The organism is Mycobacterium xenopi, assembly GCF_009936235.1.
Lineage (GTDB): Bacteria > Actinomycetota > Actinomycetes > Mycobacteriales > Mycobacteriaceae > Mycobacterium > Mycobacterium xenopi.
The window spans coordinates 2,868,132-2,889,589 of the sequence record NZ_AP022314.1; the positions used below are offsets into that span (position 1 = coordinate 2,868,132).

The following is a 21,458-nucleotide window of genomic DNA, read 5'->3' on the forward strand; positions in this document are numbered from 1 at the left end:
TTCGACTTAGAATCGAAAACATGGCCCATGGTAGCACTGCGCACGAAGTGCTCGCCGTCGTGTTCCAGGTTCGCTGCCCGGGATCGGGCAGCGCACGCGAGAAGCCCCAGCTCAACGTGCTGCTGTGGCAGCGGGCGCGAGAGCCGCAAGTGGGGGCATGGGCCCTGCCCGGTGGACGGCTGCGAAACGACGAGGATTTGACCACCTCGGTTCGGCGTCAACTGGCCGAGAAAGTCGACCTGCGAGAGCTCGCCCATTTGGAGCAGCTGGCCGTGTTCTCCGATCCCCACCGGGTGCCTGGCGGTCGGGTGATCGCATCGACGTTTTTGGGTCTGGTGCCCTCCCCCGCCACCCCGGAACTGCCACCCGACACCCGCTGGCATCCGGTGACCGCGCTACCGCCGATGGCGTTCGACCACGGTCCGATGGTGGCCCACGCCCGGGCCCGCCTGGTCGCCAAGATGTCGTACACGAATATCGGATTCGCCTTGGCGCCAAAGGAATTCGCGTTATCCACACTGCGTGACATTTATAGTGCAACCCTGGGCTACCAGGTTGACGCGACCAATCTGCAGCGAGTGCTGGCCCGCCGCGGCGTCATCACCCAGACCGGCACCATCGCCCAGTCGGGCCGCAGCGGGGGCCGCCCGGCCGCGCTGTACCGCTTCACCGACTCCCGACTGCGGGTCACCGACGAGTTCGCCGCGCTCCGGCCACCCAGCTAACCCAGTGACACGTCCCACACCGGAAAGCCGGCGCGGCAACTGGATTCTTAATGCCTTCTTAAGTAACAATGGCCCCGATGGACCCAGCCGCGCGCGCCGGCACGAGCGGCGCCGAATGGATCGCCCGTCCTCCGCACGAAAAGCTGCGACGCAAGGAGCGTCCGCCGCTGCCGTCGGACGACCCGTTCTACCAGCCACCGCCCGGCTTCCAGCACGCGCTGCCGGGTACCGTGCTGCGTTCCCGCGACGTCGAGCTGGCCTTTCTCGGGCTGATACCGCAGCGGGCCACCGCCACCCAGCTGCTGTACCGGACCACCGACATGAACGGCAAGCCGGAGGCGGCGGTGACCACGGTGATCGTCCCCGCCGAGGTCGCGCCCGGGCAGCCGTGCCCACTGCTGTCGTACCAGTGCGCGATCGACGCGGTGGCGTCCCGCTGTTTCCCCTCTTATGCGCTGCGGCGTTACGCCAAGGCGATCGGCGCATTGGCCCCGCTGGAGTTTCTGCTGATCACCGCGGCCCTCGCTGAGGGCTGGGCGGTGTCGGTGCCCGACCACGAGGGCCGCCACGGCATGTGGGGTGCGCCTTACCAACCTGGTTATTGCATTCTCGACGGAGTCCGCGCCGCGCTCCGCTCGGAGCGCACCGCGCTGTCGCCGTCGGCGCCGGTGGCGTTGTGGGGCTATTCCGGTGGAGGGCTGGCCACCGCATGGGCGGCCGAAGTATGCGCCGACTACGCGCCCGAGCTCGACATCGTCGGCGCGGTGCTGGGATCGCCCGTCGGCGACCTCGCCCACACCTTCCGGCGGCTCAACGGCGGCCTGCTCGCTGGTTTGCCGGCGTTGGTGATCGCTGCGCTGGCGCACGTCTACCCCGACCTGGACCGGGTGATCAAGAAGCACACCAACGAAGCGGGGCGGACTCTGCTTCGCCAGCTGGAGGAGATGACGACGGTGGGGGCTGTCATCCGGATGGCCGGCAAGAACGTCAACCAGTACCTCGACCGGCCGCTCGAGGAGATCCTCGAGATGCCCGAAGTCCAATACGTTTTCGACAACATCAAACTGGGCACCGCGGTGCCGACACCGCCGATCCTGATCGTGCAGGCCGTACACGACTACCTCATCGCCGTCGAGGACATCGATGCGCTGGCCGACGCCTACTCGGGCGGTGGCGCCGACGTCACCTACCACCGGGACGCGTTCAACGAGCATCTGCTGTTGCATCCGCTGTCGGCGCCCCTGACCCTGCGCTGGTTGCAGGCCCGCTTCGCACGTCGACCGCTCAACGAGCGCCGGCTCCGCACGACGTGGCCGACCCTGTTCAACCCCGCCACCTACGTCGGCATGGCCAGGCTGGGCGTCATCGCGGCGAAGGTCATCACCGGCAGGCCGGTGCACCGGCGCCCGCTGTAACTACCGCGAGCCGCCGCCCGGCGACACGGTGACCGCGGTCGGGGCTTGCGGCGACTCCACCGCCGGATAGCCGCCCAGGTCGTCACGCACCGCCGCCGCGACCAGGAAGGCGTACACCAGGGCGGTGGTGGCCGCCGGCAACAGCAGCGTGCAGCCGATCTGCAGCGGGCCGGGCCCGAAGAATACCGGCGGCGCCTCGGTGAAGTAGTGCACCCGGTGCTCGGGCGTCAGCGGCGCTGCGGCGATGTCGACGACGCCGTAGCGCGCACGCACCAGCAGCGCGCCCAGCGGGGTTGCGGCCGCTGCGGCGCCCACCATGCCGACCGACAGCGCGACCACCATCGCCGGCCCGCGGTGGGCCCGCCATTCCCACACCAGCACGGAGGCGACCACAGCCACCACCGTCAACAGCCCCAGCATCAAAAACGCGGCGACGAAGAAGTGGTCGGCTTCGTTGCCGAGGTAGTCGTGGACTCGTTCACCCTCGTGGGTCAGCGCCACGACCCCGTGGATGGGCGGGGCGATCCACGCCCACAGCGCGCCGATTACCACACCCGCGGCGACCAGGCCCGCCACCACCACCGCGATCGCTCGTCGACGAGACGCGCGCGGGGCGTCACCCGAACGGGGCTCGCTCATCGCCGCGTTTCCAGGTCGGTGGAGTCCACCCGGCCGTGCCGGGAACACTTGGCCCACCAACCATCGGGCCGCACCTGGACAACCATCCGGCGGCCGCATTCCGCGCAGAACCGAGGCGGCTCCAACCCCAACCGGGCGGCGGGCGGCGATACCGAGGTGCCCGCCGGGTCCCCGGTGTAGACGTCGTAGCTCCCCGCGCCGAGCGGAGCGGGCAGATCGCGAACCATCGCCTCCCAGTATCTACAGGCTTGCGTTGAGCGCCTTGATCGGCATCTGCAGATCGTCGAGCAGTTCCAGGTCGGCCGCGGCCGGCCGGCCCAGTGTGGTGGTGGTAGTTGCCGACGATCACTGCGTTGATGCCGCCGAGCATGCCACGTTTGGCACCGAGGTCCCCCAGCGTGATCTCACGGCCGCCCGCGAATCGGAGCATGGTGCGCGGTAGTGCCAGCCGAAAGGCGGCCACCGCCTTGAGCGCTTCGCTGGCCGGCATTACCTCCAAGTCGGCGAAGGGGGTGCCCGGGCGCGGGTTGAGGAAGTTCAGCGGCACCTCGTCCGGACCGAGTGCGGCGAGCTCCGCGGCGAATTCGGCGCGCTGCTGCAGTGTTTCGCCCATGCCGAGGATGCCGCCGCAACACACCTCCAGGCCGGCCTCGCGCACCATCGACAGCGTGTTCCAGCGCTCTTCCCAGGTGTGGGTGGTGACGACGTGGGGAAAGAACGAGCGGGCCGTCTCCAGGTTGTGGTTGTAGCGGTGCACACCCATCGCCGCCAGTTGCTTCACCTGCTCGGCGCTGAGCATCCCCAGCGAGCAGGCGATATTGATGTCGACCTCGTTGCGGATCGCCTCGATGCCCGCGGCCACCTGGGCCATCAACCGCTCGTCGGGTCCGCGCACCGCGGCCACGATGCAGAACTCGGTGGCACCGGTCTTTGCGGTCTGCTTCGCTGCTTCCACCAGGCTCGGAATGTCGAGCCAGGCGCTGCGCACAGGTGAGGCGAAAAGCCCTGACTGCGAACAAAAATGGCAGTCCTCCGGGCAGCCACCGGTTTTCAGGCTGATGATGCCCTCGACCTCGACCTCGGGGCCGCACCAGGCCATCCGCACCTCGTGAGCCAGCGCCAGCAGTTCTTCGAGTCGGTCGTCGGGCAGTTGCAACACCTGCAGCACCTGATCTCGGCTCAGTCCCTCGCCGCGATGCAGCACCTGCTGGCGGGCCAGGTCCAAGATGTCGGTGCTGGGCCGAGTCGCCGCCTGGGTCACCGGGTACTCCCTTACATCCTTATCTGTGCGGACACAAAACCGGGCCAGGCCCGCCGGGCCCGGCGTAAACGGTGTTCACGTTAGGGTACGGGCGCTCCACCGCACAAACGCGCCGAGGGCCCGGTGACGGGGTACGTTCGCCGGTAACAGTCAACCAACGGAAACCATGAGTCAAGCGCACGTCGAATACCTTGCCCATCATTGGCTCCTGCTGGCGGGGCCGGCGTTTTTGCCTGCCGTGATCGTCGTCGGCGTAGTGCTGTACATCGCGGTACGCGACCGGCGCAACGCAAACCGGAACAAGCAGACCGAGGTAGGCGACGGGCCGAAATGACATCGCATTGTTAGACGAATTGGTGTTTGGGCTCCCGCTGGATCGGTAACCTACCGTCGAGTAAGTTGCCGCGGCTTGGCGGCCAGACTCCCGGGTTGGCCCGGTGTGGTTGGGAGGCGATGACGGTGGGATCAGCAATTGTTGCGGAGGCGCCCGCACGCGGTGCCGGGCTCAACCAGGTGATCGGGTTGACGATTGCCGCGGCCGTGATCGTGGCTTTGATGCTGTGGGCGGGTTACGCGCACCGCAGTCATCGGATCAACTGGTTGAACGGGATCGCGGAGTGGCTGGGCGAAAAGTTCAACCGTCCCGCGTGGGTAGCCCTGCCGGTTCTGGTGTTCACGACGTCGATCATCTGCGCCCTTTTTGGCTTCATCTGGGACGTCAGCTGGCACATCGGCAATGGCCGCGATCCGGGACCGTTGGCCAACCCTGCGCACTACTTCATCGTGGTCGGGCTTTTCGGCATTTTCCTCGCCGGCATGATCGCGGTGGTAGTCCCGTTCGAGAGGCCCGGCCCGGCGGCCGTACGCATCACCGACAGCTGGTACGCACCGGTCGGCGGTGTGCTGATGGCAGGCTGCGGGCTGTACGCACTGACCGGTTTCCCGCTCGACGACATCTGGCATCGCATCTTTGGCCAAGACGTGACCCTTTGGGGACCAACGCATTTGATGATGATCGGTGGCGCCGGGTTCTCGCTATATGCGGCGTTGATGCTGGAATACGAAGGCGGACGGGCCATGCCGGAAACGCCAGCCGAGGGTCCTTACGGCCAACGCGAGCGCCCGTTCATCCAATTCCTGCGGTACCTGTCCTTCGGCGGGTTGTTCATCGGGATGTCGGTCTGGCAGATCGAGTTCGATTTCGGTGTGCCCCAGTTCCGGCTGGTGTTTCAGCCGATGCTGATCGCTGCGGCAGCCGCCGTCGCCGCCGTCGCAGCCCGCATCACGATGGGACCAGGGGCGGCGGTCATCGCGGCGCTTCTCGCGATCGCGCTCCGCGGCGCGGTCGCCGTGCTGGTCGGGCCGGTCTTGGGAGCCCCGATCAACTGGTTCCCGCTGTATCTCGGTCCGGCCGTAGTGGTCGAATTGCTGGCCCTCACACCGATTTTCCGGCGTCCGCTGCTGTTCGGTGCCGTCGCCGGTTTAGCTGTGGGCACCATCGGGCTGTGGCTGGAGTCGCTGTGGATCGGCGCCGTGTACCACTACCCGTGGCCGGTCAGCATGTGGGGCGAAGCCCTGGCGATGGCGGTGCCGGCTGCGGTGCTGACCGGGATGTGCGGGGCGATGCTGGGGATGGTGCTGACCGGCCAGCGCCTGCCGGGGCGGGCCGCAAGCATCGCGATCGTGGCGCTCACCGTGCTCGTTGTCGGAGCCGGAGTGGCCAACGGTCTGCATATCCGGGTGCCCAAGCAAGACACCGCCACGATCACCTTGACCGACCTGCCGAGCCCGCCCGGGCGACACATGGTGTCGGCCGACGTGCGGATCAATCCACCCGACCTGGTCAGCAGCCGCCCGGACTGGCTGACGATCCTGTCCTGGCAGGGGCAGATGAGCGATCACCGGGGCTTGATGATCGACTGGCTCAAGCAGGTCGGGCCCGGGCACTACCAGTCCACCCAGCCGGTTCCGGTCTGGGGCACCTGGAAGACGCTGCTGCGCGTCCAGGACGGCAGGACCATGACGGCGGTGCCGATTTGGGCGCCCGCCGACGACGCCATTCCCGCACCCGAAATTCCGGCGCTGTCCTCCACCACTCGTCCGTTCGTGCTCGAGGTCACGATCTTGCAGCGCGAACGCGACCCGAACGTGCCGGCCTGGTTGTTCACCACCGGCGGTGTGATTGTGCTGATCTTCACGCTGATGGTCATCGCCGGGCTGACGTGGGGCGCTGGCCGCATCAACGCTCACGACACCACGCCCGGGCAGCCGGACCAGAAAGCGGCGGATCGTTCCCCTCCACAGGCAGCGTGATCGTGACGAAGACCATTCGCGCGGCGCTGGTCATCGTCGCGGCCGCGGCCCTGATCGGGGGCCTTCTCGCGTGCGGTGGTCCATCGCACAAAGGTGGGCCGCCCAACGCCGTGGTGGTCAATGTCACGATCAGCAAGGGGCAAGTCACGCCAACCAATGCCACCCTGCAGGCCAAGGTCGGCGCGCCGATCACCTTCGACGTGACCAGTGACGCCGCCGACGAGCTGCACGTGCATTCGGTGCCTGACCACAAGTTCGCGGTCGCGGCCGGGCCGAACCAAAAGTTCGTATTCAAGGTCGACGTCCCGGGCAATGTCGAGGTCGAGCTGCATCATCTGGACCGCACCATCGCCACCATCCAAGTGCGCCCGTGACGGCGGCCAGCGCCGCTGACGTTCTGGCGCACGGCCTGGGCGGCTCGAGTGATCTGCCGGTGCCCTACGCCTATGCGGTGGTCGGTGCGGCCTGGGCGCTGACGTTCACGTTCGCCCTGGTGGCCTTCGCATGGCGGCGGCCGCGGTTCGATCCATTCGCGCCCGGCCGACCACTGCCCGCAGTGATCACCGCGGTCATGGATGCCCGCATCACCCGCGCTTCCGCTGCCGGAGCGGCACTGGTATTCGCGGTGTGGGTGGTGCTGGCCGGGTTGTGGGGCCCGCAGACGCCGAACAACGCCCTGCTCGGAGCGTTCTACGTGCTGCTGTGGGTCGGATTGGTCGCGCTGTCACTGCTTTTCGGACCGGTGTGGCGGGTACTTTCGCCCGTGCGGACGGTTTACCTGCTGCTTTTGCGCGTCACCCCGCCGCGGCTGCGTCGTCCACGACTGTCCTACCCGGAAAGCTGGGGATATCGCCCGGCCGCAGTAGGCCTGTTCGCGTTCGTGTGGATGGAGTTGGCCAGTCCCAACTCGGCGTCACCTCCCGCGGTCGAGACGTGGCTGCTGGTCTACGCGGTGGTGTTGCTGGTCGGAGCGTGGGTGTGCGGGCAGCGCTGGCTGGCCCGGGTTGACCCGTTCGCGGTGTACAGCATGGCGGTCTCGCGGCTCTCGCCGTTTCGCCGCAACTCGGTCTCCGGGCAGATCGTCGTCGGCAACCCGCTCGATCACCTGCCGTCGCTGCCGGTCCGGCCGGGCGTCGTGGCGATGCTGGCGGTGCTGCTCGGCTCGACCGCATTCGACAGCTACTCGGCTTCACCGACGTGGCGCAACTTCGCCGACCGGTTGTCGCGGGCTGCTGGCGCCGTGCCCACCGCGGTGTCGTCGTCGGTGCTGCGCAGTGTCGGATTGCTGGTCTTTATTGCCGTTGTGGCGCTGACGTTTTCGCTTGCGGCACGGGCCACCGGCGGCGTCGACCGTGAGCAGCGCCGGGCCCTGCCGGGCCAGATGGCGCACTCGTTGATCCCGATCGTGGTGGGCTACATTTTCGCCCACTACCTGTCGTATCTGGTCGAGCGCGGCCAACAGGCCCTCTTCGCGCTCGCCGACCCGCTGGCCCGGGGCTGGAACCTGCTCGGTTTGGCGCAGCTGCATGTCGCCTATGTGCTGTCCATGCACCCGTCGGTGTTGGCCGGGATCAAGGTGGCCTGCGTCGTGACCGGCCACATCGTGGCCGTTGTCGCCGCCCACGACCGAGCGTTGCGACTGCTGCCGAAGGGCCATCAGCTCACCGGCCAACTCACCATGATGCTGGTCATGGTGGGCTATACCTTCACCGGTCTGTACCTGTTGTTCGGCGGATAGGCTCGCGGGTCAGGCGATCAAGTACTCGGCCTTCTTGTTGCCGTCCCAGCGGCGCAGCCCCGCGATGCCGCCGGCGATCTCCGACGGTCGTGCGGCGATGCGCAGCGCACGCCCGAGCTGGGCGCCGCCGACCCGTCTGGCCAGCGTGATGTGCGCTGTCCAATGGCCTGGCAGGCAGTTGGGCATCGGCGCGGGCGCCAGATGCGGCAGGGACAGCCGGTACACCTCGGCGTGCACGCTCAGCAACTCCGTTGTCGGAATGACCAGCCGCGCCAGCACCGCCTTGCCGCGACCGAACAGCAGCGGCGCGCCGATGACACACTCCGGCGGTAGCCGGCGGGCAACGGCGGCCAACAGCGCGTCGACCTCGGGCTCGATGCGTTCGGCGACCACCAGCGTTGCGTGCGGACGGCTGGCCGGTGCCTGGCTGGGGATGCCGGCAGCGGCAAGGTCGCTCCAGATGCGGCGAATCGCCGCCTCGGTGTCGGCGTCGAACACCAGCTCGATCGAATGGACCATCAGCCGACCAGCGCGCTCACCCAGTCCCGGTCGAACGCTCGCGCGCTCATCGCGGCGAAATCCGCAGCGTCCATCGTCCCGGCCGAGGCGGGCAGCACGGCCCGCACCGGTGCCAGCTTCGCCAGCACGCACCGGTTGGAGACATGCACCGTCGCCGGCCGGGCCGCCAACTGCCAATTACCAGTCCGGCGCACGGAACACCGTGCGCTGCAAGAGCTTCCAATGTCAGCGCGGTGTGGTTGAGGGTGCCCAGCTCGCAACGGGTCACCAGCAGCACCGCCGCGTCGAGGTCGACGGCGAGGTCGCGCAACGTGACACCGTTTTGGGCCAGCTGCACCAGCAGTCCGCCCGCGCCTTCGACCAGGGTCAACCGTGTCGGGCGGTCGACGCCGCGGACCAGGCCCAGTAGGTCGGTGCGGGAGGGCAGGCTCATGCCGGCGTGGTAGGCAGCGGCTGCCGGCGCCAGCGGCTGCGGGTAACGCGCCAACCCGGCCAGCCGGGTGACCCCGGACAGCCGGGCCACGACGGCGAGGTCGTCGTCGCCGGCGTCGGTGCCGGTCTGCACTGGTTTGCACACCGCCACGTCGGCTCCGGCTTGCCGCGCATGGCAGGCCAGTGCCGCGGTGGCGATCGTCTTGCCCACCCCGGTGTCGGTGCCGGTGACGATCAGGATTGTCAAGGCCGTGCTGTGGCCAGCACGTCGGTCAACACCGTTCGCGCCCGCTCGAGATCGTCGTCGTCCAACGATGCCCGGGCGGTCAGCCGCAGCCGCGACGTCCCGGCGGGCACGGTCGGGGGGCGGAAGCAGCCCACCCGCACCCCGGCGTCCAGGCACGCGGTCGCCGCCGCTGCGGCGACCTGCGGATCCCCGAGGATCACCGGCACCACCGCGGACTCCGGTACCTGACTTACGCCGCAGATCTGGGCGAGCCTGCGGGCATGGCGCAGCACCGCGTCGGGCCGCCACGGCTCGGCCGCCAGCACGCGCAGCGCGGCCAGCGCCGTGCCCACCGCTGCCGGCGCCAGAGCGGTGTCGAATATGAACGCTCGCGCCGCGTCGATCAGGTGATCCCGGACCTCGGGCGGCCCGAGCACCGCGCCGCCCTGGCTGCCGAGCGCCTTGGACAACGTGGCCGTCATCACCACGTCGGGCGCGCCGGCGAGGCCGAGCTCGTGCACCAGCCCGCGCCCGCCCGCACCGCGCACCCCGAGGCCGTGCGCCTCGTCGACGATGAGCAGCGCGCGGTGCCGTCGGCAGACCTCGTACAGCTGCTGCACCGGCGCCAGGGCACCGTCGGCGGAAAACACCGAGTCGGTGACGACCACCGCACGCTCCTCCTGCCGCGACGCCAGCGCCGCATCCACCGCGTCGACGTCGAGGTGCGGCGTCACCACCACCCGGGCCCGAGACAGACGGCAGGCATCGACCAGCGAGGCGTGCGACTGCGCGTCGGACACCAGCAGCGAACCGGGACCCGACAAGGCGACCACCGCGCCCAGGTTGGCGGTGTAACCAGACGAGAACACCAAACCTGTTGGTGCGCCGACGAATTGTGCTAGCTCACACTCGAGTTCGTGATGCAGTTCGGTGTCGCCGGTGACCAGCCGCGAACCGGTGGAGCCCGCCCCCCACGTCCGCAGGGCCTGCACCCCGCCGTCGACGACCTCGGGATGCTGGGAAAGACCGAGGTAGTCATTGGACGCCAGGTCCAGCTCGGCGGCCACCGCCGGGCGCGGCCGCAGCGAGCGCCGCAAGCCGGCCTGCCGGCGCTGTTGTTCTACCGCCCGTAACCAGGCCAGCGGTGAGGTCTCGATCGGCGCGTGCGTCATGTCGGCGTTCAGCCTACGAGGCGAGCCACCTCGACCATCGCCGAGGTGATCTGGGTGATCTCCTCGGGCCCGCAGATGAACGGCGGCATCGCGTAGACAAGGTTGCGGAACGGTCGCAGCCACACTCCGTGGTCCAGCGCGGCCGGGGTAGCGACGGCCAAATCGACGGGGCGATCGCATTCGATGACGCCGATGGCGCCGCATACCCGCACATCGGTCACGGCCGGCAGCGCCCGGGCCGGTTGCAGCCCGGCGGTGAGCCCGGCGCTGATCTCGCTCACCGCCGCTCGCCAGTCGTGCCGCAGCAGCAGCTCGATGCTGGCCACCGACACCGCGCAGGCCAGCGGGTTGGCCATGAAGGTGGGCCCGTGCAGCAGCGGACCCGCGGAGCTGATGCGGTGCGCGACGTCGGTGGTGCACAGCGTGGCGGCCAGGCTTAGGTAGCCGCCGGTGAGCGCTTTGCCGACACACATGATGTCCGGGCTGACCTCGACGTGGTCGGCGGCGAACAGCTCGCCGGTACGCCCGAAGCCGGTGGCGATCTCGTCGAAAATCAGCAAAACCCCGTGCCGGTCGCAGATGTCTCGCAGGTCGACCAGGTAGCGGGGGTCGTGGAAGCGCATCCCGCCCGCGCCCTGCACCACCGGTTCGACGACCACGGCCGCCAGTTCGCCGGCGTGCTCGGCCAGTTGCGCCTCGAACGCCGCGCTGTAGCCCGGGTCGTAGTCGCGCGGCACCTGCGGGGCGAACACCTGCTGGGCGAGCACGTCGGCCCACAGCTTGTGCATCCCGCCGTCGGGGTCGCAGATGCTCATCGGGGTGAAGGTGTCACCGTGGTAGCCGCCGCGCCAGGTCATCAGCCGCGTCTTGCCGGGCTGGCCGCGGCTGCGCCAGTACTGCAGCGCCATTTTCACCGCGACTTCGACCGACACCGACCCGGAGTCGCAGAAAAACACCGTCTGTAGCGCGGCCGGAGTGATGTCCACCAGTAGCTGGGCCAGCCGCGCGGCCGGCTCGTGGGTGAGGCCGCCGAACATGACGTGGTTCATCGTGCTCAGTTGTTTGGTCAGCGCGGCGTCGAGGACCGGGTGGCCGTGGCCGTGGATCGCGGTCCACCATGAGCTCATCGCGTCGAGCGCGTCGATCGACTCGCCGTCGCGGATCAGTGTCAGCCAGGCACCACGCGCACCGACCGCCACCACCGGCGGCACGGCTTCGGCGCCGATCGTGCTGTACGGGTGCCACAGGTGGGCGGCGTCGATGGCGCTGATCTGCAAAGGAGTCAACGCGGGCACGATGACCGAGCGTAATCCAGCGGTATGCGGCCCATCGGTCGCAGAACTCGCCACCATCGGGAAGCATTGACCGGCATGGCCTCGCATGAGCCCCGCCACCCCTACCCGGGGAACAGCCAACCGCCGAAACGTCAGCCGCGGCTAGCGCTTTGGGACGTGATCTGCACCCTTGTCACAGTGACGCTGGTCGTTGTCGCGGCCACCACGACGACGTTGCCGTCGCGGCTCTTCGGCTTCGTGGCGGACGTCTGTGCGGCGGACAGTTGCGCCCCTGCCCCGTTGGGCATCAACTACTGGATCTACCCGGTGGTATGGGGCGGTTTAGGTGCGGCGTGTGCCGCCGCTGCCATCGGCCCATTCGTCTCCCTGGTGAAGGGCTGGTACCTGTTCTTCTGGCCGCTGCTGGCCGTCGCCATCGTCGCCCTCAGCTCGGTGGCCGGATCGGTGATGACCGCATTCAGCGAACGGTACGGACATTGACGCCGCATCGCCGGGGTGAGACCGAAATCACAACGGGCCGCGCAGGATTCGGCCAGTAGCGGTCACCGTTCGGTCACAGTACGACAAAATTCCCTCTCGCGGCCGCCCCGGCTATGGCCACCACGACCAATTGTTGTCAAAGTGTCTTTAGTGATTACCGTGACTCAAGTGACTAACGTGACGGTAGGTGTGCGCAGCATTGTGACCGAGAGGGGTGGACTCGAATGAGGCGCAGCTATGCCGCCGCACTCGGCGCGGCCGCGGTGGCAGCCGGGTTGACGGCGACGGCCGGTGCGGCGAGCGCTGACACGAACGTCGTGTCGGCCAGCCACCAGCAGGTCATCAACTACGTGATCCAGCGCGCATTGTCCCAGCGCGGCGTGCCGTACCTCTACGGCGGGGGCAACGCCGCAGGGCCCACCCACGGCACCGGCCTGCACGCCAACACCGTCGGGTTCGACGCCTCAGGCCTGGTTCAGTACGCCTTCGCCGGCGCCGGGATCAAGATGCCGCGGACTTCGGGCGAGCAATGCAACGTCGGCCGCAAGATTTTGCCGGCGCAGGCCCGACCGGGCGACTTGATCTGCTACGGCCCCGGCGGCAGCCAAAGCGTGGCGATCTACCTCGGCAACGGACAGATGATCGAAGCCACCGAGCCCGCGGTGACGGTGTCGGCGGCACGCACCACCAACATGACGCCCTACCTGACGCGGATCATCGACTCCTGAGGTCCGCCGAGCAGACGCAAAATCGCCCATTTTGGCCAAGATTGGGCTGATTTTGCGTCTGCTCGGCCGGGAAACCGGTTAGGTAGATTGTCTGGCGATCATGCTGACCCTCTCCGCGAATCGCCCGGCTGCCGCGCTGCAGCCTGCCGCCGCCGCGAGCCGCGATCGCAAGTCGGCGTTCTACCGCCACGACCTAGACGGCCTGCGCGGCATCGCGATCGCGCTGGTCGCGATGTTCCACGTCTGGTTCGGCCGGGTGTCCGGCGGCGTGGACGTGTTCTTGGCGCTGTCGGGATTCTTCTTCGGCGGCAAGGTGTTGCGGACCGCGCTTAACCCGGTGGCGTCGCTGTCGCCGGCGCCGGAGGTAATCCGGCTGGTGCGACGATTGCTGCCCGCGCTGGTCGTCGTGCTCGCCGGGTCCGCGGTGCTGACCATCCTGATCCAGCCGCAGACCCGCTGGGAAACCTTCGCCGACCAGAGCCTGGCCAGCCTCGGCTACTACCAGAACTGGGAGTTGGCCCGCACCGCGGGCGACTACCTGCGGGCCGGGGAAGCCGTCAGCCCGCTGCAGCACATCTGGTCGATGTCGGTGCAGGGCCAGTTCTACCTCGCGTTTTTGGCGCTGGCGTTCGGTTGCGCGTACGCGCTACGCCGATCCTTCGGCTCGCGGCTGCGGGCGCTGTTCGTCGTGCTGCTCGGCGCACTGACCGTCGCCTCGTTCGGGTATGCGATCGTTGCCCACCAGACCGGCCAGGCGATCGCCTACTACGACAGCTTCGCGCGGGCGTGGGAACTGCTGCTGGGAGCGCTGGTCGGCGCGCTGGTGCCCTACATCCGCTGGCCGATGTGGCTGCGCACGCTGCTCGCCACGATCGCGCTGGCAGCGATCCTGTCCTGCGGCGCGCTTATCGACGGCGTCACGGAATTTCCGGGGCCGTGGGCGTTGGTCCCGGTCGGCGCGACGGTGCTGATGATCCTTGCCGGCGCCAACCGCCACGCCGACCCGGGTGCCGGCGGTCGCATGCCGCTGCCCAACCGCGTGCTGGCCGCGGGTCCGCTGGTGACGCTCGGCGGCATGGCCTACTCGCTGTACCTGTGGCACTGGCCGCTGCTGATCTTCTGGCTCGCCTACACCGGCCATCGGCGCGCCAACTTCGTCGAGGGCACTGCGGTTCTGGTGATCTCCGGCGTGCTGGCCTATTTCACGATGCGCTACGTCGAGGATCCGCTGCGGTACCGCGCCCCGGCCCACCCGGTGGCACAGCCACCCGCGGTGCCCTGGCGGTCGCGGCTGCGCCGGCCCACGATGGCGCTGGGCTCGGTGGTGGCCCTGCTGGGCGTCACCCTGACCGCGACCTCGTTCACGTGGCGTGAGCACGTCACCGTGCAACGCGCCGACGGCAAGGAGCTAAGCGGGCTCAGCGCTCGCGACTATCCGGGCGCGCGCGCTTTGGTCCAACACGTGCGGGTGCCCAAGCTGCGGATGCGGCCCACCGTCCTGGAAGCCAAGAACGATCTGCCGCTGTCCACCAAAGACGGCTGCATCAGCGACTGGACCAACCCGGCGCTGATCAACTGCACCTACGGCGACGCCAACGCCGCGCGGACCATCGCACTGGCCGGCGGGTCGCACGCCGAGCACTGGATCACCGCGCTGGATCTGCTCGGCCGCATGCATCACTTCAAGGTAGTGACCTACCTCAAGATGGGCTGCCCGCTGTCCACCGAGGAAGTCCCGCTGATCATGGGCAATAACGCCGCCTACCCGCAGTGCCACCAGTGGGTGCAAAAGACGATGGCCAAACTCATCGCCGACCGTCCGGACTATGTGTTCACCACGTCCACTCGACCGTGGAACATCAAGCCCGGCGACGTGATGCCGGCGACCTATATCGGGATCTGGCAGACGTTCGCGGACAACAACATTCCCGTGCTGGCCATGCGGGACACACCGTGGCTGGTCAAGGACGGCCAGCCGTTCGAACCCGCGGACTGCCTGGCCAAGGGCGGCAACGCATCCTCGTGCGGAATCAAACGCTCCGATGTGCTGGCCGATCACAACCCAACCCTGGACTTCGTCGAGCAGTTCCCGGGGCTCAAACCGCTGGACTTAAGCGACGCGATCTGCCGCGCCGACATCTGCCGCGCGGTCGAGGGAAACGTGTTGATCTACCACGACGCCCACCACCTGTCGGCCACCTACATGCGCACCCTGGCCGGTGAACTCGGCCGGCAGATCGCGGCCACCACCGGCTGGTGGTGACGCCCGAGCGTCGGTGACGCGACACGGATAAAGTCGAGTGATGCCGCCGAGACAACCGAACACGGCAATGACCGACACCACACCGACGCTGCCCACCGTGTGGCCGGGCAACAGCTATCCGCTCGGCGCCACCTACGACGGCGCAGGCACCAACTTCGCGCTGTTTTCCGAGATCGCCGAAAAAGTCGAGTTGTGTTTGATCAACGACGGCACCGAAACCCGCATCACCCTCGACGAGGTCGACGGCTATGTGTGGCATGCCTATCTGCCGGGCGTCGGACCGGGCCAGCGCTACGGGTTTCGGGTGCACGGCCCGTTCGAGCCGGCCGCCGGCCATCGGTGCGATCCGAGCAAGCTGCTGCTCGACCCGTACGGCAAGGCCTTTCACGGCGAATTCGACTTCTGTCAGGCGTTGTTCTCCTACGACATGGAATTCGTCAACTCCGAAGGCGCCGAACCCGGAGAGACCGGCACCCCACCCATGGTCGACTCGCTCGGACACACCATGACCAGCGTGGTGATCAATCCGTTCTTCGACTGGGCATTCGACCGCGCGCCGCGCACCCCCTACCACGAAACGGTGATCTACGAAGCACATGTCAAGGGCATGACGCAGACCCACCCGGCGATACCCGAGGAACTGCGCGGCACCTACGCGGGCTTGGCCCACCCGGCGATCATCGACCATCTCAAGTCGCTGAACGTCACGGCGATCGAACTGATGCCGGTGCACCAGTTCATGCACGACAGCCGACTGCTGGAGATGGGGCTGCGAAACTACTGGGGCTACAACACTTTCGGCTTCTTCGCCCCGCATCACGAATACGCGTCGTCGCGTGAGCCGGGCAGCGCGGTGGGCGAATTCAAGGCCATGGTGAGGACCTTCCACGAAGAAGGCATCGAGGTCATCCTCGACGTGGTCTACAACCACACCGCCGAAGGCAACCACCTCGGCCCGACCATCAACTTCCGCGGTATCGACAACGCCGCTTACTACCGCCTCGAAGACGACGACCCCCGCTTCTACAAGGATTTCACCGGCACCGGCAACAGCCTCAACGCGCGGCACCCGCACACTTTGCAGCTGATCATGGACTCGCTGCGCTACTGGGTGACCGAGATGCACGTCGACGGATTCCGGTTCGACCTGGCCTCGACGCTGGCCCGCGAGTTCTACGACGTCGACCGACTGAGCGCGTTTTTCGATCTGGTGCAGCAAGACCCGGTGGTCAGCCAGGTGAAGTTGATTGCCGAGCCGTGGGACGTCGGTGAGGGTGGCTACCAGGTGGGCAACTTCCCGGGTTTATGGACCGAATGGAACGGGAAATACCGCGACACTGTGCGTGACTACTGGCGCGGCGAGCCCGCAACCCTCGGCGAATTCGCTTCCCGACTGACCGGCTCGTCGGACCTCTACGAGGCGACCGGCCGGCGGCCCAGCGCCAGCATCAATTTCGTGACCTGCCACGACGGGTTCACGCTGGCCGACCTGGTCTCGTACAACGAGAAACACAACGAAGCCAACGGCGAGGACAACCTCGACGGTGAAAGCCACAACCGGTCCTGGAACTGCGGGGTCGAGGGTCCCACCGACGACCCCGAGATCCTGGCGCTGCGCAGCCGTCAGATGCGCAACATCCTGGCCACGCTGATGGTCAGCCAGGGCACCCCGATGATCGCCCACGGCGACGAGTTCGGGCGCACCCAGCACGGCAACAACAACGTCTACTGTCAAGACTCCGAGCTGTCGTGGATGGACTGGTCGCTGGCCGAGAAGAACGCCGATTTGCTTGCCTTCACCCGCACGGTGACGCAATTTCGCAAAGACCATCCGGTGTTTCGCCGCCGCCGCTTCTTCGAAGGCCGGCCCATGCGCCGCGGCGACGAACTGCGCGACATCGCCTGGCTGACACCGAGCGGGCGGGAGATGACGCAGGAGGACTGGGACAGGGGTTTCGACAAGTGCGTGGCAGTATTCCTCAACGGCAATGCCATTCGCGAACCCGACGCGCGAGGTGAACGAATCGTCGACGACTCGTTCCTGTTGTGTTTCAACGCTCACGACGAAGACGTGGAGTTCATCGTCCCCGACGGTGACTACGCCGACCAGTGGACCGCAGAGCTGGACACCACCGATCCCGTCGGCGCTGCGGACCTGGTCGTCAACGCCGGCGACAAGGTCGCCGTTGCCGGCCGCTCGGTGCTTGTCCTGCGTAAGACCGCCTGACGCATGGCTTTTCCGGTACTGTCCACCTACCGGTTACAGCTGCGCGGCCCCGAGAGCGGATTCGGGTTCACCTTCGCCGACGCCGAACGTCTGCTCGACTATCTCGACGAGCTCGGGGTTTCCCACCTCTACCTCTCCCCCGTCATGACCGCGGTCCGCGGTTCGCCGCACGGCTACGACGTCACCGACCCGACGACGGTGTCCGCCGAACTCGGTGGTGCCGAGGGTTTGGCGCGGCTCTCCGCGGCAGCGCGACAACGCGGGATGGGGCTGGTGGTCGACATCGTGCCCAACCACGTCGGGATCGACAAACCCGAGCAAAACCCGTGGTGGTGGGACGTGCTCACCCATGGCCGTTCGTCGCGCTATGCGCGTTTTTTCGACATCGACTGGGACCTTGGTGATGGCCGAATCATTTTGCCACTGTTAGGTTCCGACGACGACCTGGCTGGGCTGACAGTGGATGGCGACCGGCTGCGGCTCGGGGATCTGGTGCTGCCCATTACTCCTGGCAGCGGCGGCGGCAGCGCTGCGGAAGTCCATGACCGCCAGCACTTTCGGCTGGTGGGTTGGCGCAACGGGGTGTGCGGTTATCGGCGTTTCTTTTCGATCACCTCGCTGGCCGGGCTGCGCCAGGAGGACCGCGAGGTGTTCGACGCCTGGCACGCCGAAGTCGCCCGCTGGATTTCCGAGGGACTGGTCGACGGCGTGCGTGTCGATCACCCCGACGGGCTTTCCACGCCCACAGGCTATTTGACGTGGCTGCGTGACCTGTTGGGGCCGGACGCCTGGATCGTCATCGAGAAGATCCTGGCCGTCGACGAGGCGCTGGAGCCCACGCTGCCGGTGGCCGGCACCACGGGCTACGACGTGCTGCGGGAAGTCGGCGGCGTCTTCCTCGACCCGGCGGGTTCCGCGGAGTTAACAGCGCTGGTCGAATCCGCCGGTGTCGACTACGACGACATGCCAGCCCTGCAGCGCAGCCTGAAAGCCACCGTGGCCACCGACACCCTGGCCAGCGAGTTGGGCAGGCTGCGGCGCAGCATCGTCGCCACCACCGGTGCCGACCATGCGCAGCTGCCCCGAGCCCTGGCGGCGCTGCTCGGCTACATCGACGTCTACCGCTGCGACTACCCGGGCCTGGCCGCGACGCTGCCCCGAGCTCTGGCCGAAACTGCCACGGCGTCACCGGAATTGGGCCCGCCGCTGCAGATCATCGCGGCGGCGCTGGCCGCCGGCGGTGAACCCGCGACACGGCTGCAGCAGTTGTGCGGCGCAGTCACCGCCAAGGCGGTCGAGGACTGCCTGTTCTACCGGGACGCCCGGCTGGTGTCGCTGAACGAAGTGGGCGGTGAGCCCCGCCGGTTCGGTGTCGGCGCCGCCGAATTCCACTGTCGCGCCGCGACCCGTGCCCGGTTGTGGCCGCACACCATGACGACACTGACCACCCACGACACCAAGCGCAGCGAGGACGTCCGCGCCCGCATCGGAGTGCTCTCACAAGTGCCGTCGCTGTGGCGAGAGTTCGTCACCCGCTGGGAGAAGCTGGCGCCCTCCCCCGATATCGCGACCGGATTGTTTCTGTGGCAGAACATCTTCGGCGTGTGGCCGGTCGGCGGCACGGTCACCGCCGAGTTGCGCGACAGGTTGCACCGCTACGCGGAAAAAGCGATCCGGGAAGCCGCATCGCACACCTCGTGGCACGATCCGAACACCGAATTCGAGGACGCGGTCCACTCCTGGCTCGACGCAGTGCTCGACGGGCCGGTCGCGCGTGAGTTGACACAGCTCGTCGGCCAACTACATCCGCATGAGGAAAACGACGCACTGGGCCAAAAACTGCTCGCGTTGACCGTTCCCGGTGTCCCCGATGTCTATCAGGGCACCGAATTGTGGGACGACAGCCTGGTCGATCCCGACAACCGGCGCCCAGTGGACTACACAGCCCGCCGCCAAGCGTTGAAGTCGTTGCAGCACCCGAAGGTTCGTGTGGTTGCAGCAGCGCTGCGGCTGCGACGAGCTCGCCCCCGCAGTTTCCTGCGCGGCGGTTACCATCCGTTGCTCGCCAGCGGAACGGCAGCCGATCATATCGTGGCGTTCGGCCGCGGTGACGACGTCGTGGTCGCCGTCACCCGCTGGACGTTCCGGCTCGACGAAACCGGCTGGGGCAACACGGTGATGCCGCTGCCCGACGGCCTGTGGCGCGACACCCTTAGCGGCACGGTGTTCACCGGCGCGACGCCGGCTGCTGCGCTGTTCCCCGACCTTCCGGTGGTGTTGCTGGAGCGCGCAGATGCGTGAATTCGCGGTCTGGGCACCCAAACCCGAGCGGGTGCGGCTCGACGTCGACGGTGTAGCTCACCCGATGACACGCACCGAGGGCGGCTGGTGGCGAGCCACCGTCGACGCGATGTCGAACTCCCGCTACGGCTTTCTGCTCGACGACGATCCCGCGGTGTTGCCCGACCCGCGCTCGCCGCGCCAGCCCGAAGGCGTGCACGCACGTTCCCAGCTGTGGGAGCCTGCTGCTGCAGCGTGGACCGATGGCGACTGGGCTGGGCGTTCCGTGGAGGGCGGGGTGATCTACGAGTTGCACGTCGGGACGTTCACGCCGACGGGAACTTTCGACGCTGCGATCGAAAAGCTCGATCATCTGGCCGATCTGGGTGTCGACTTCGTCGAAGTGATGCCGGTCAACTCGTTCTCCGGCACACACGGCTGGGGATACGACGGTGTGCTCTGGTATGCGGTGCACGAACCTTACGGCGGCCCGGACGGACTCGTCCGGTTTGTCGACGCCTGCCATGCCCGCGGCCTGGGTGTGCTGATCGACGTCGTGTTCAACCATCTCGGCCCGTCGGGCAACTACCTGCCGCGGTTCGGGCCGTACCTGTCGTCGGCAAGCAATCCGTGGGGCGAGGGCATCAACATCGCTGACGCCGGCTCTGATGAGGTGCGCCGCTATATCATCGACTGCGCGCTGCACTGGATGGTCGACTTTCACGCCGACGGCCTGCGGCTAGACGCGGTGCACGCGCTGGTGGATACCACCGCGATCCACATCCTGGAAGAGCTTGCCGCCGAAACCGATCGGCTGTCGGAGCAATTGGGCCGCCCGCTGTCGCTGATCGCCGAAAGCGACCTCAACGACCCGCGGTTGATCACCCCGCGCGATCAGGGCGGCTACGGCCTGACCGCGCAGTGGGACGACGACATCCATCACGCCGTCCACGCCGCGGTCTCCGGCGAACGGCAAGGCTACTACGCGGATTTCGGCTCGCTGGCCACACTGGCGGACGCATTGCGGCACGGCTTCTTCCACGCCGCTACGTACTCGTCGTTTCGGGGCCGTCGGCACGGTCGGCCGCTGGACAGGTCGAGGATTCCGGCCACCCGGCTGCTGGCCTACACCTGCACCCACGACCAGGTGGGCAATCGGGCGCTGGGCGATCGCCCCTCGCAGAACCTCAGCTTCGGCCAGCTTGCCGTCAAGGCTGCTTTGGTGCTCGGATCACCTTATACAGTAATGCTTTTCATGGGCGAGGAGTGGGGCGCCTCAACTCCGTTCCAGTTTTTCAGCTCGCATCCAGAACCCGAGCTTGCTCGGGCCACCGCCGAGGGGCGCAAGAAGGAGTTCGCCGAACACGGCTGGGACGCCGACGAGATCCCAGACCCGCAGGACCCGAGCACATTTCAGCGTTCTAAGCTCGACTGGGACGAGGCCGGCGCCGGTGAGCATGCGCGCCTGCTGAGCATCTATCGTGAATTGATCGCCTTGCGGCGCAAAGAACCGGATTTCGCTGACCCGTGGCTTGAGCATCTTGATGTCGACTACGACGAGGGCCAACGCTGGATCACCTTGCGCCGCGGCCGGTTTACCGTCGCCTGCAACCTCAGCGCTGACCCGGTGAGGGTGCCGGTCGGCGGCGAGGTGGTGCTGGCTTCAGACCAGCCGGCGGCGAGCGTCGAGCACAGTGTGCTGCCCGGGTATTCGTTCGTGGTCCTGCGTATCGGTAGCTGATCGC

17 protein-coding genes and 2 pseudogenes are annotated in these 21,458 nt (G+C 67.6%); 12 read left to right on the forward strand and 7 right to left on the reverse strand.

Annotated elements, in window-relative coordinates:
- Nucleotides 1–20: 20 nt before the first annotated feature.
- Both MYXE_RS13345 and MYXE_RS13350 read left to right on the forward strand, forming a co-directional pair.
- Entirely contained in the window at nt 21–725 is a 705-nt protein-coding gene (locus tag MYXE_RS13345; protein ID WP_085198353.1) for an NUDIX hydrolase, read from the forward strand.
- A 77-nt stretch (nt 726–802) separates the two neighbouring features.
- Nucleotides 803–2,140, forward strand: coding sequence for a lipase family protein (locus MYXE_RS13350; protein WP_003920332.1), 1,338 nt, complete (start codon nt 803–805; stop codon nt 2,138–2,140).
- On the opposite strand, the gene MYXE_RS13355 is transcribed toward MYXE_RS13350, so the two are convergent.
- The 3 genes and pseudogenes from MYXE_RS13355 to bioB all read right to left on the reverse strand — a co-directional run bounded on the left by MYXE_RS13355 (nt 2,141) and on the right by bioB (nt 4,040).
- Nucleotides 2,141–2,779, reverse strand: coding sequence for a DUF2567 domain-containing protein (locus MYXE_RS13355; protein ID WP_085198358.1), 639 nt, complete (start codon nt 2,777–2,779; stop codon nt 2,141–2,143).
- Nucleotides 2,776–3,006, reverse strand: a complete 231-nt coding sequence (gene bsaP / locus MYXE_RS13360) for a biotin synthase auxiliary protein BsaP (RefSeq protein ID WP_003920330.1) — start codon at nt 3,004–3,006, stop codon at nt 2,776–2,778. Before bsaP ends, MYXE_RS13355 begins: the two co-directional genes overlap by 4 nt.
- 13 nt (nt 3,007–3,019) lie before the next feature.
- A pseudogene (gene bioB, locus MYXE_RS13365) lies at nt 3,020–4,040 on the reverse strand (biotin synthase BioB).
- Nucleotides 4,041–4,206: 166 nt separating this feature from the next.
- Here bioB and MYXE_RS23805 point away from each other — a divergent pair.
- From MYXE_RS23805 to MYXE_RS13380, 4 genes are all read left to right on the forward strand, one after another.
- The gene (locus MYXE_RS23805; RefSeq protein ID WP_003920328.1) at nt 4,207–4,374 is read left to right on the forward strand and encodes a hypothetical protein; all 168 of its coding nucleotides are present in this window, start codon (nt 4,207–4,209) and stop codon (nt 4,372–4,374) included.
- A 119-nt stretch (nt 4,375–4,493) separates the two neighbouring features.
- Nucleotides 4,494–6,353 carry a hypothetical protein gene (locus MYXE_RS13370; protein ID WP_085198361.1) on the forward strand — a complete coding sequence of 620 codons (1,860 nt, stop codon included), beginning with the start codon at nt 4,494–4,496 and terminating at the stop codon, nt 6,351–6,353.
- The gene (locus MYXE_RS13375; RefSeq protein ID WP_003920326.1) at nt 6,350–6,727 is read left to right on the forward strand and encodes a hypothetical protein; all 378 of its coding nucleotides are present in this window, start codon (nt 6,350–6,352) and stop codon (nt 6,725–6,727) included. Before MYXE_RS13370 ends, MYXE_RS13375 begins: the two co-directional genes overlap by 4 nt.
- The gene (locus MYXE_RS13380) at nt 6,724–8,091 is read left to right on the forward strand and encodes a hypothetical protein (protein WP_085198364.1); all 1,368 of its coding nucleotides are present in this window, start codon (nt 6,724–6,726) and stop codon (nt 8,089–8,091) included. Before MYXE_RS13375 ends, MYXE_RS13380 begins: the two co-directional genes overlap by 4 nt.
- A gap of 9 nt (nt 8,092–8,100) precedes the next feature.
- Here MYXE_RS13380 and MYXE_RS13385 read toward each other — a convergent pair whose 3' ends face one another.
- The 4 genes and pseudogenes from MYXE_RS13385 to MYXE_RS13400 form a co-directional block, all read right to left on the reverse strand.
- Nucleotides 8,101–8,610 carry a 2'-5' RNA ligase family protein gene (locus MYXE_RS13385; protein ID WP_003920324.1) on the reverse strand — a complete coding sequence of 170 codons (510 nt, stop codon included), beginning with the start codon at nt 8,608–8,610 and terminating at the stop codon, nt 8,101–8,103.
- Nucleotides 8,610–9,289 (reverse strand): annotated as a pseudogene (bioD, locus tag MYXE_RS13390) (dethiobiotin synthase). Before bioD ends, MYXE_RS13385 begins: the two are co-directional and overlap by 1 nt.
- Nucleotides 9,286–10,440 carry an 8-amino-7-oxononanoate synthase gene (locus MYXE_RS13395; RefSeq protein ID WP_085198370.1) on the reverse strand — a complete coding sequence of 385 codons (1,155 nt, stop codon included), beginning with the start codon at nt 10,438–10,440 and terminating at the stop codon, nt 9,286–9,288. The pseudogene bioD and the gene MYXE_RS13395 overlap by 4 nt, the downstream one beginning before the upstream one ends.
- Before the next feature lie 8 nt (nt 10,441–10,448).
- Nucleotides 10,449–11,735 (reverse strand): adenosylmethionine--8-amino-7-oxononanoate transaminase, encoded by a 1,287-nt coding sequence (locus MYXE_RS13400; protein ID WP_085198633.1) that lies wholly within the window; start codon nt 11,733–11,735, stop codon nt 10,449–10,451.
- A gap of 177 nt (nt 11,736–11,912) precedes the next feature.
- On the opposite strand from MYXE_RS13400, the gene MYXE_RS13405 reads away from it, so the two are divergent.
- The 6 genes from MYXE_RS13405 (at nt 11,913) to treZ (ending at nt 21,454) form a co-directional block, all read left to right on the forward strand.
- The gene (locus tag MYXE_RS13405) at nt 11,913–12,215 is read left to right on the forward strand and encodes a hypothetical protein (protein ID WP_232061610.1); all 303 of its coding nucleotides are present in this window, start codon (nt 11,913–11,915) and stop codon (nt 12,213–12,215) included.
- A 224-nt stretch (nt 12,216–12,439) separates the two neighbouring features.
- Entirely contained in the window at nt 12,440–12,943 is a 504-nt protein-coding gene (gene ripD / locus MYXE_RS13410) for an NlpC/P60 family peptidoglycan-binding protein RipD (protein WP_085198372.1), read from the forward strand.
- 100 nt (nt 12,944–13,043) lie between these two features.
- Complete coding sequence (locus MYXE_RS13415; RefSeq protein WP_085198375.1) at nt 13,044–15,206, forward strand: acyltransferase family protein; 2,163 nt, start codon at nt 13,044–13,046, stop codon at nt 15,204–15,206.
- A 67-nt stretch (nt 15,207–15,273) separates the two neighbouring features.
- The gene (gene glgX, locus MYXE_RS13420) at nt 15,274–17,433 is read left to right on the forward strand and encodes a glycogen debranching protein GlgX (RefSeq protein WP_112650141.1); all 2,160 of its coding nucleotides are present in this window, start codon (nt 15,274–15,276) and stop codon (nt 17,431–17,433) included.
- 3 nt (nt 17,434–17,436) lie between these two features.
- Nucleotides 17,437–19,734 (forward strand): malto-oligosyltrehalose synthase, encoded by a 2,298-nt coding sequence (gene treY / locus MYXE_RS13425; protein WP_085198381.1) that lies wholly within the window; start codon nt 17,437–17,439, stop codon nt 19,732–19,734.
- Entirely contained in the window at nt 19,727–21,454 is a 1,728-nt protein-coding gene (gene treZ, locus MYXE_RS13430) for a malto-oligosyltrehalose trehalohydrolase (protein ID WP_085198383.1), read from the forward strand. Before treY ends, treZ begins: the two co-directional genes overlap by 8 nt.
- Nucleotides 21,455–21,458: the final 4 nt, after the last annotated feature.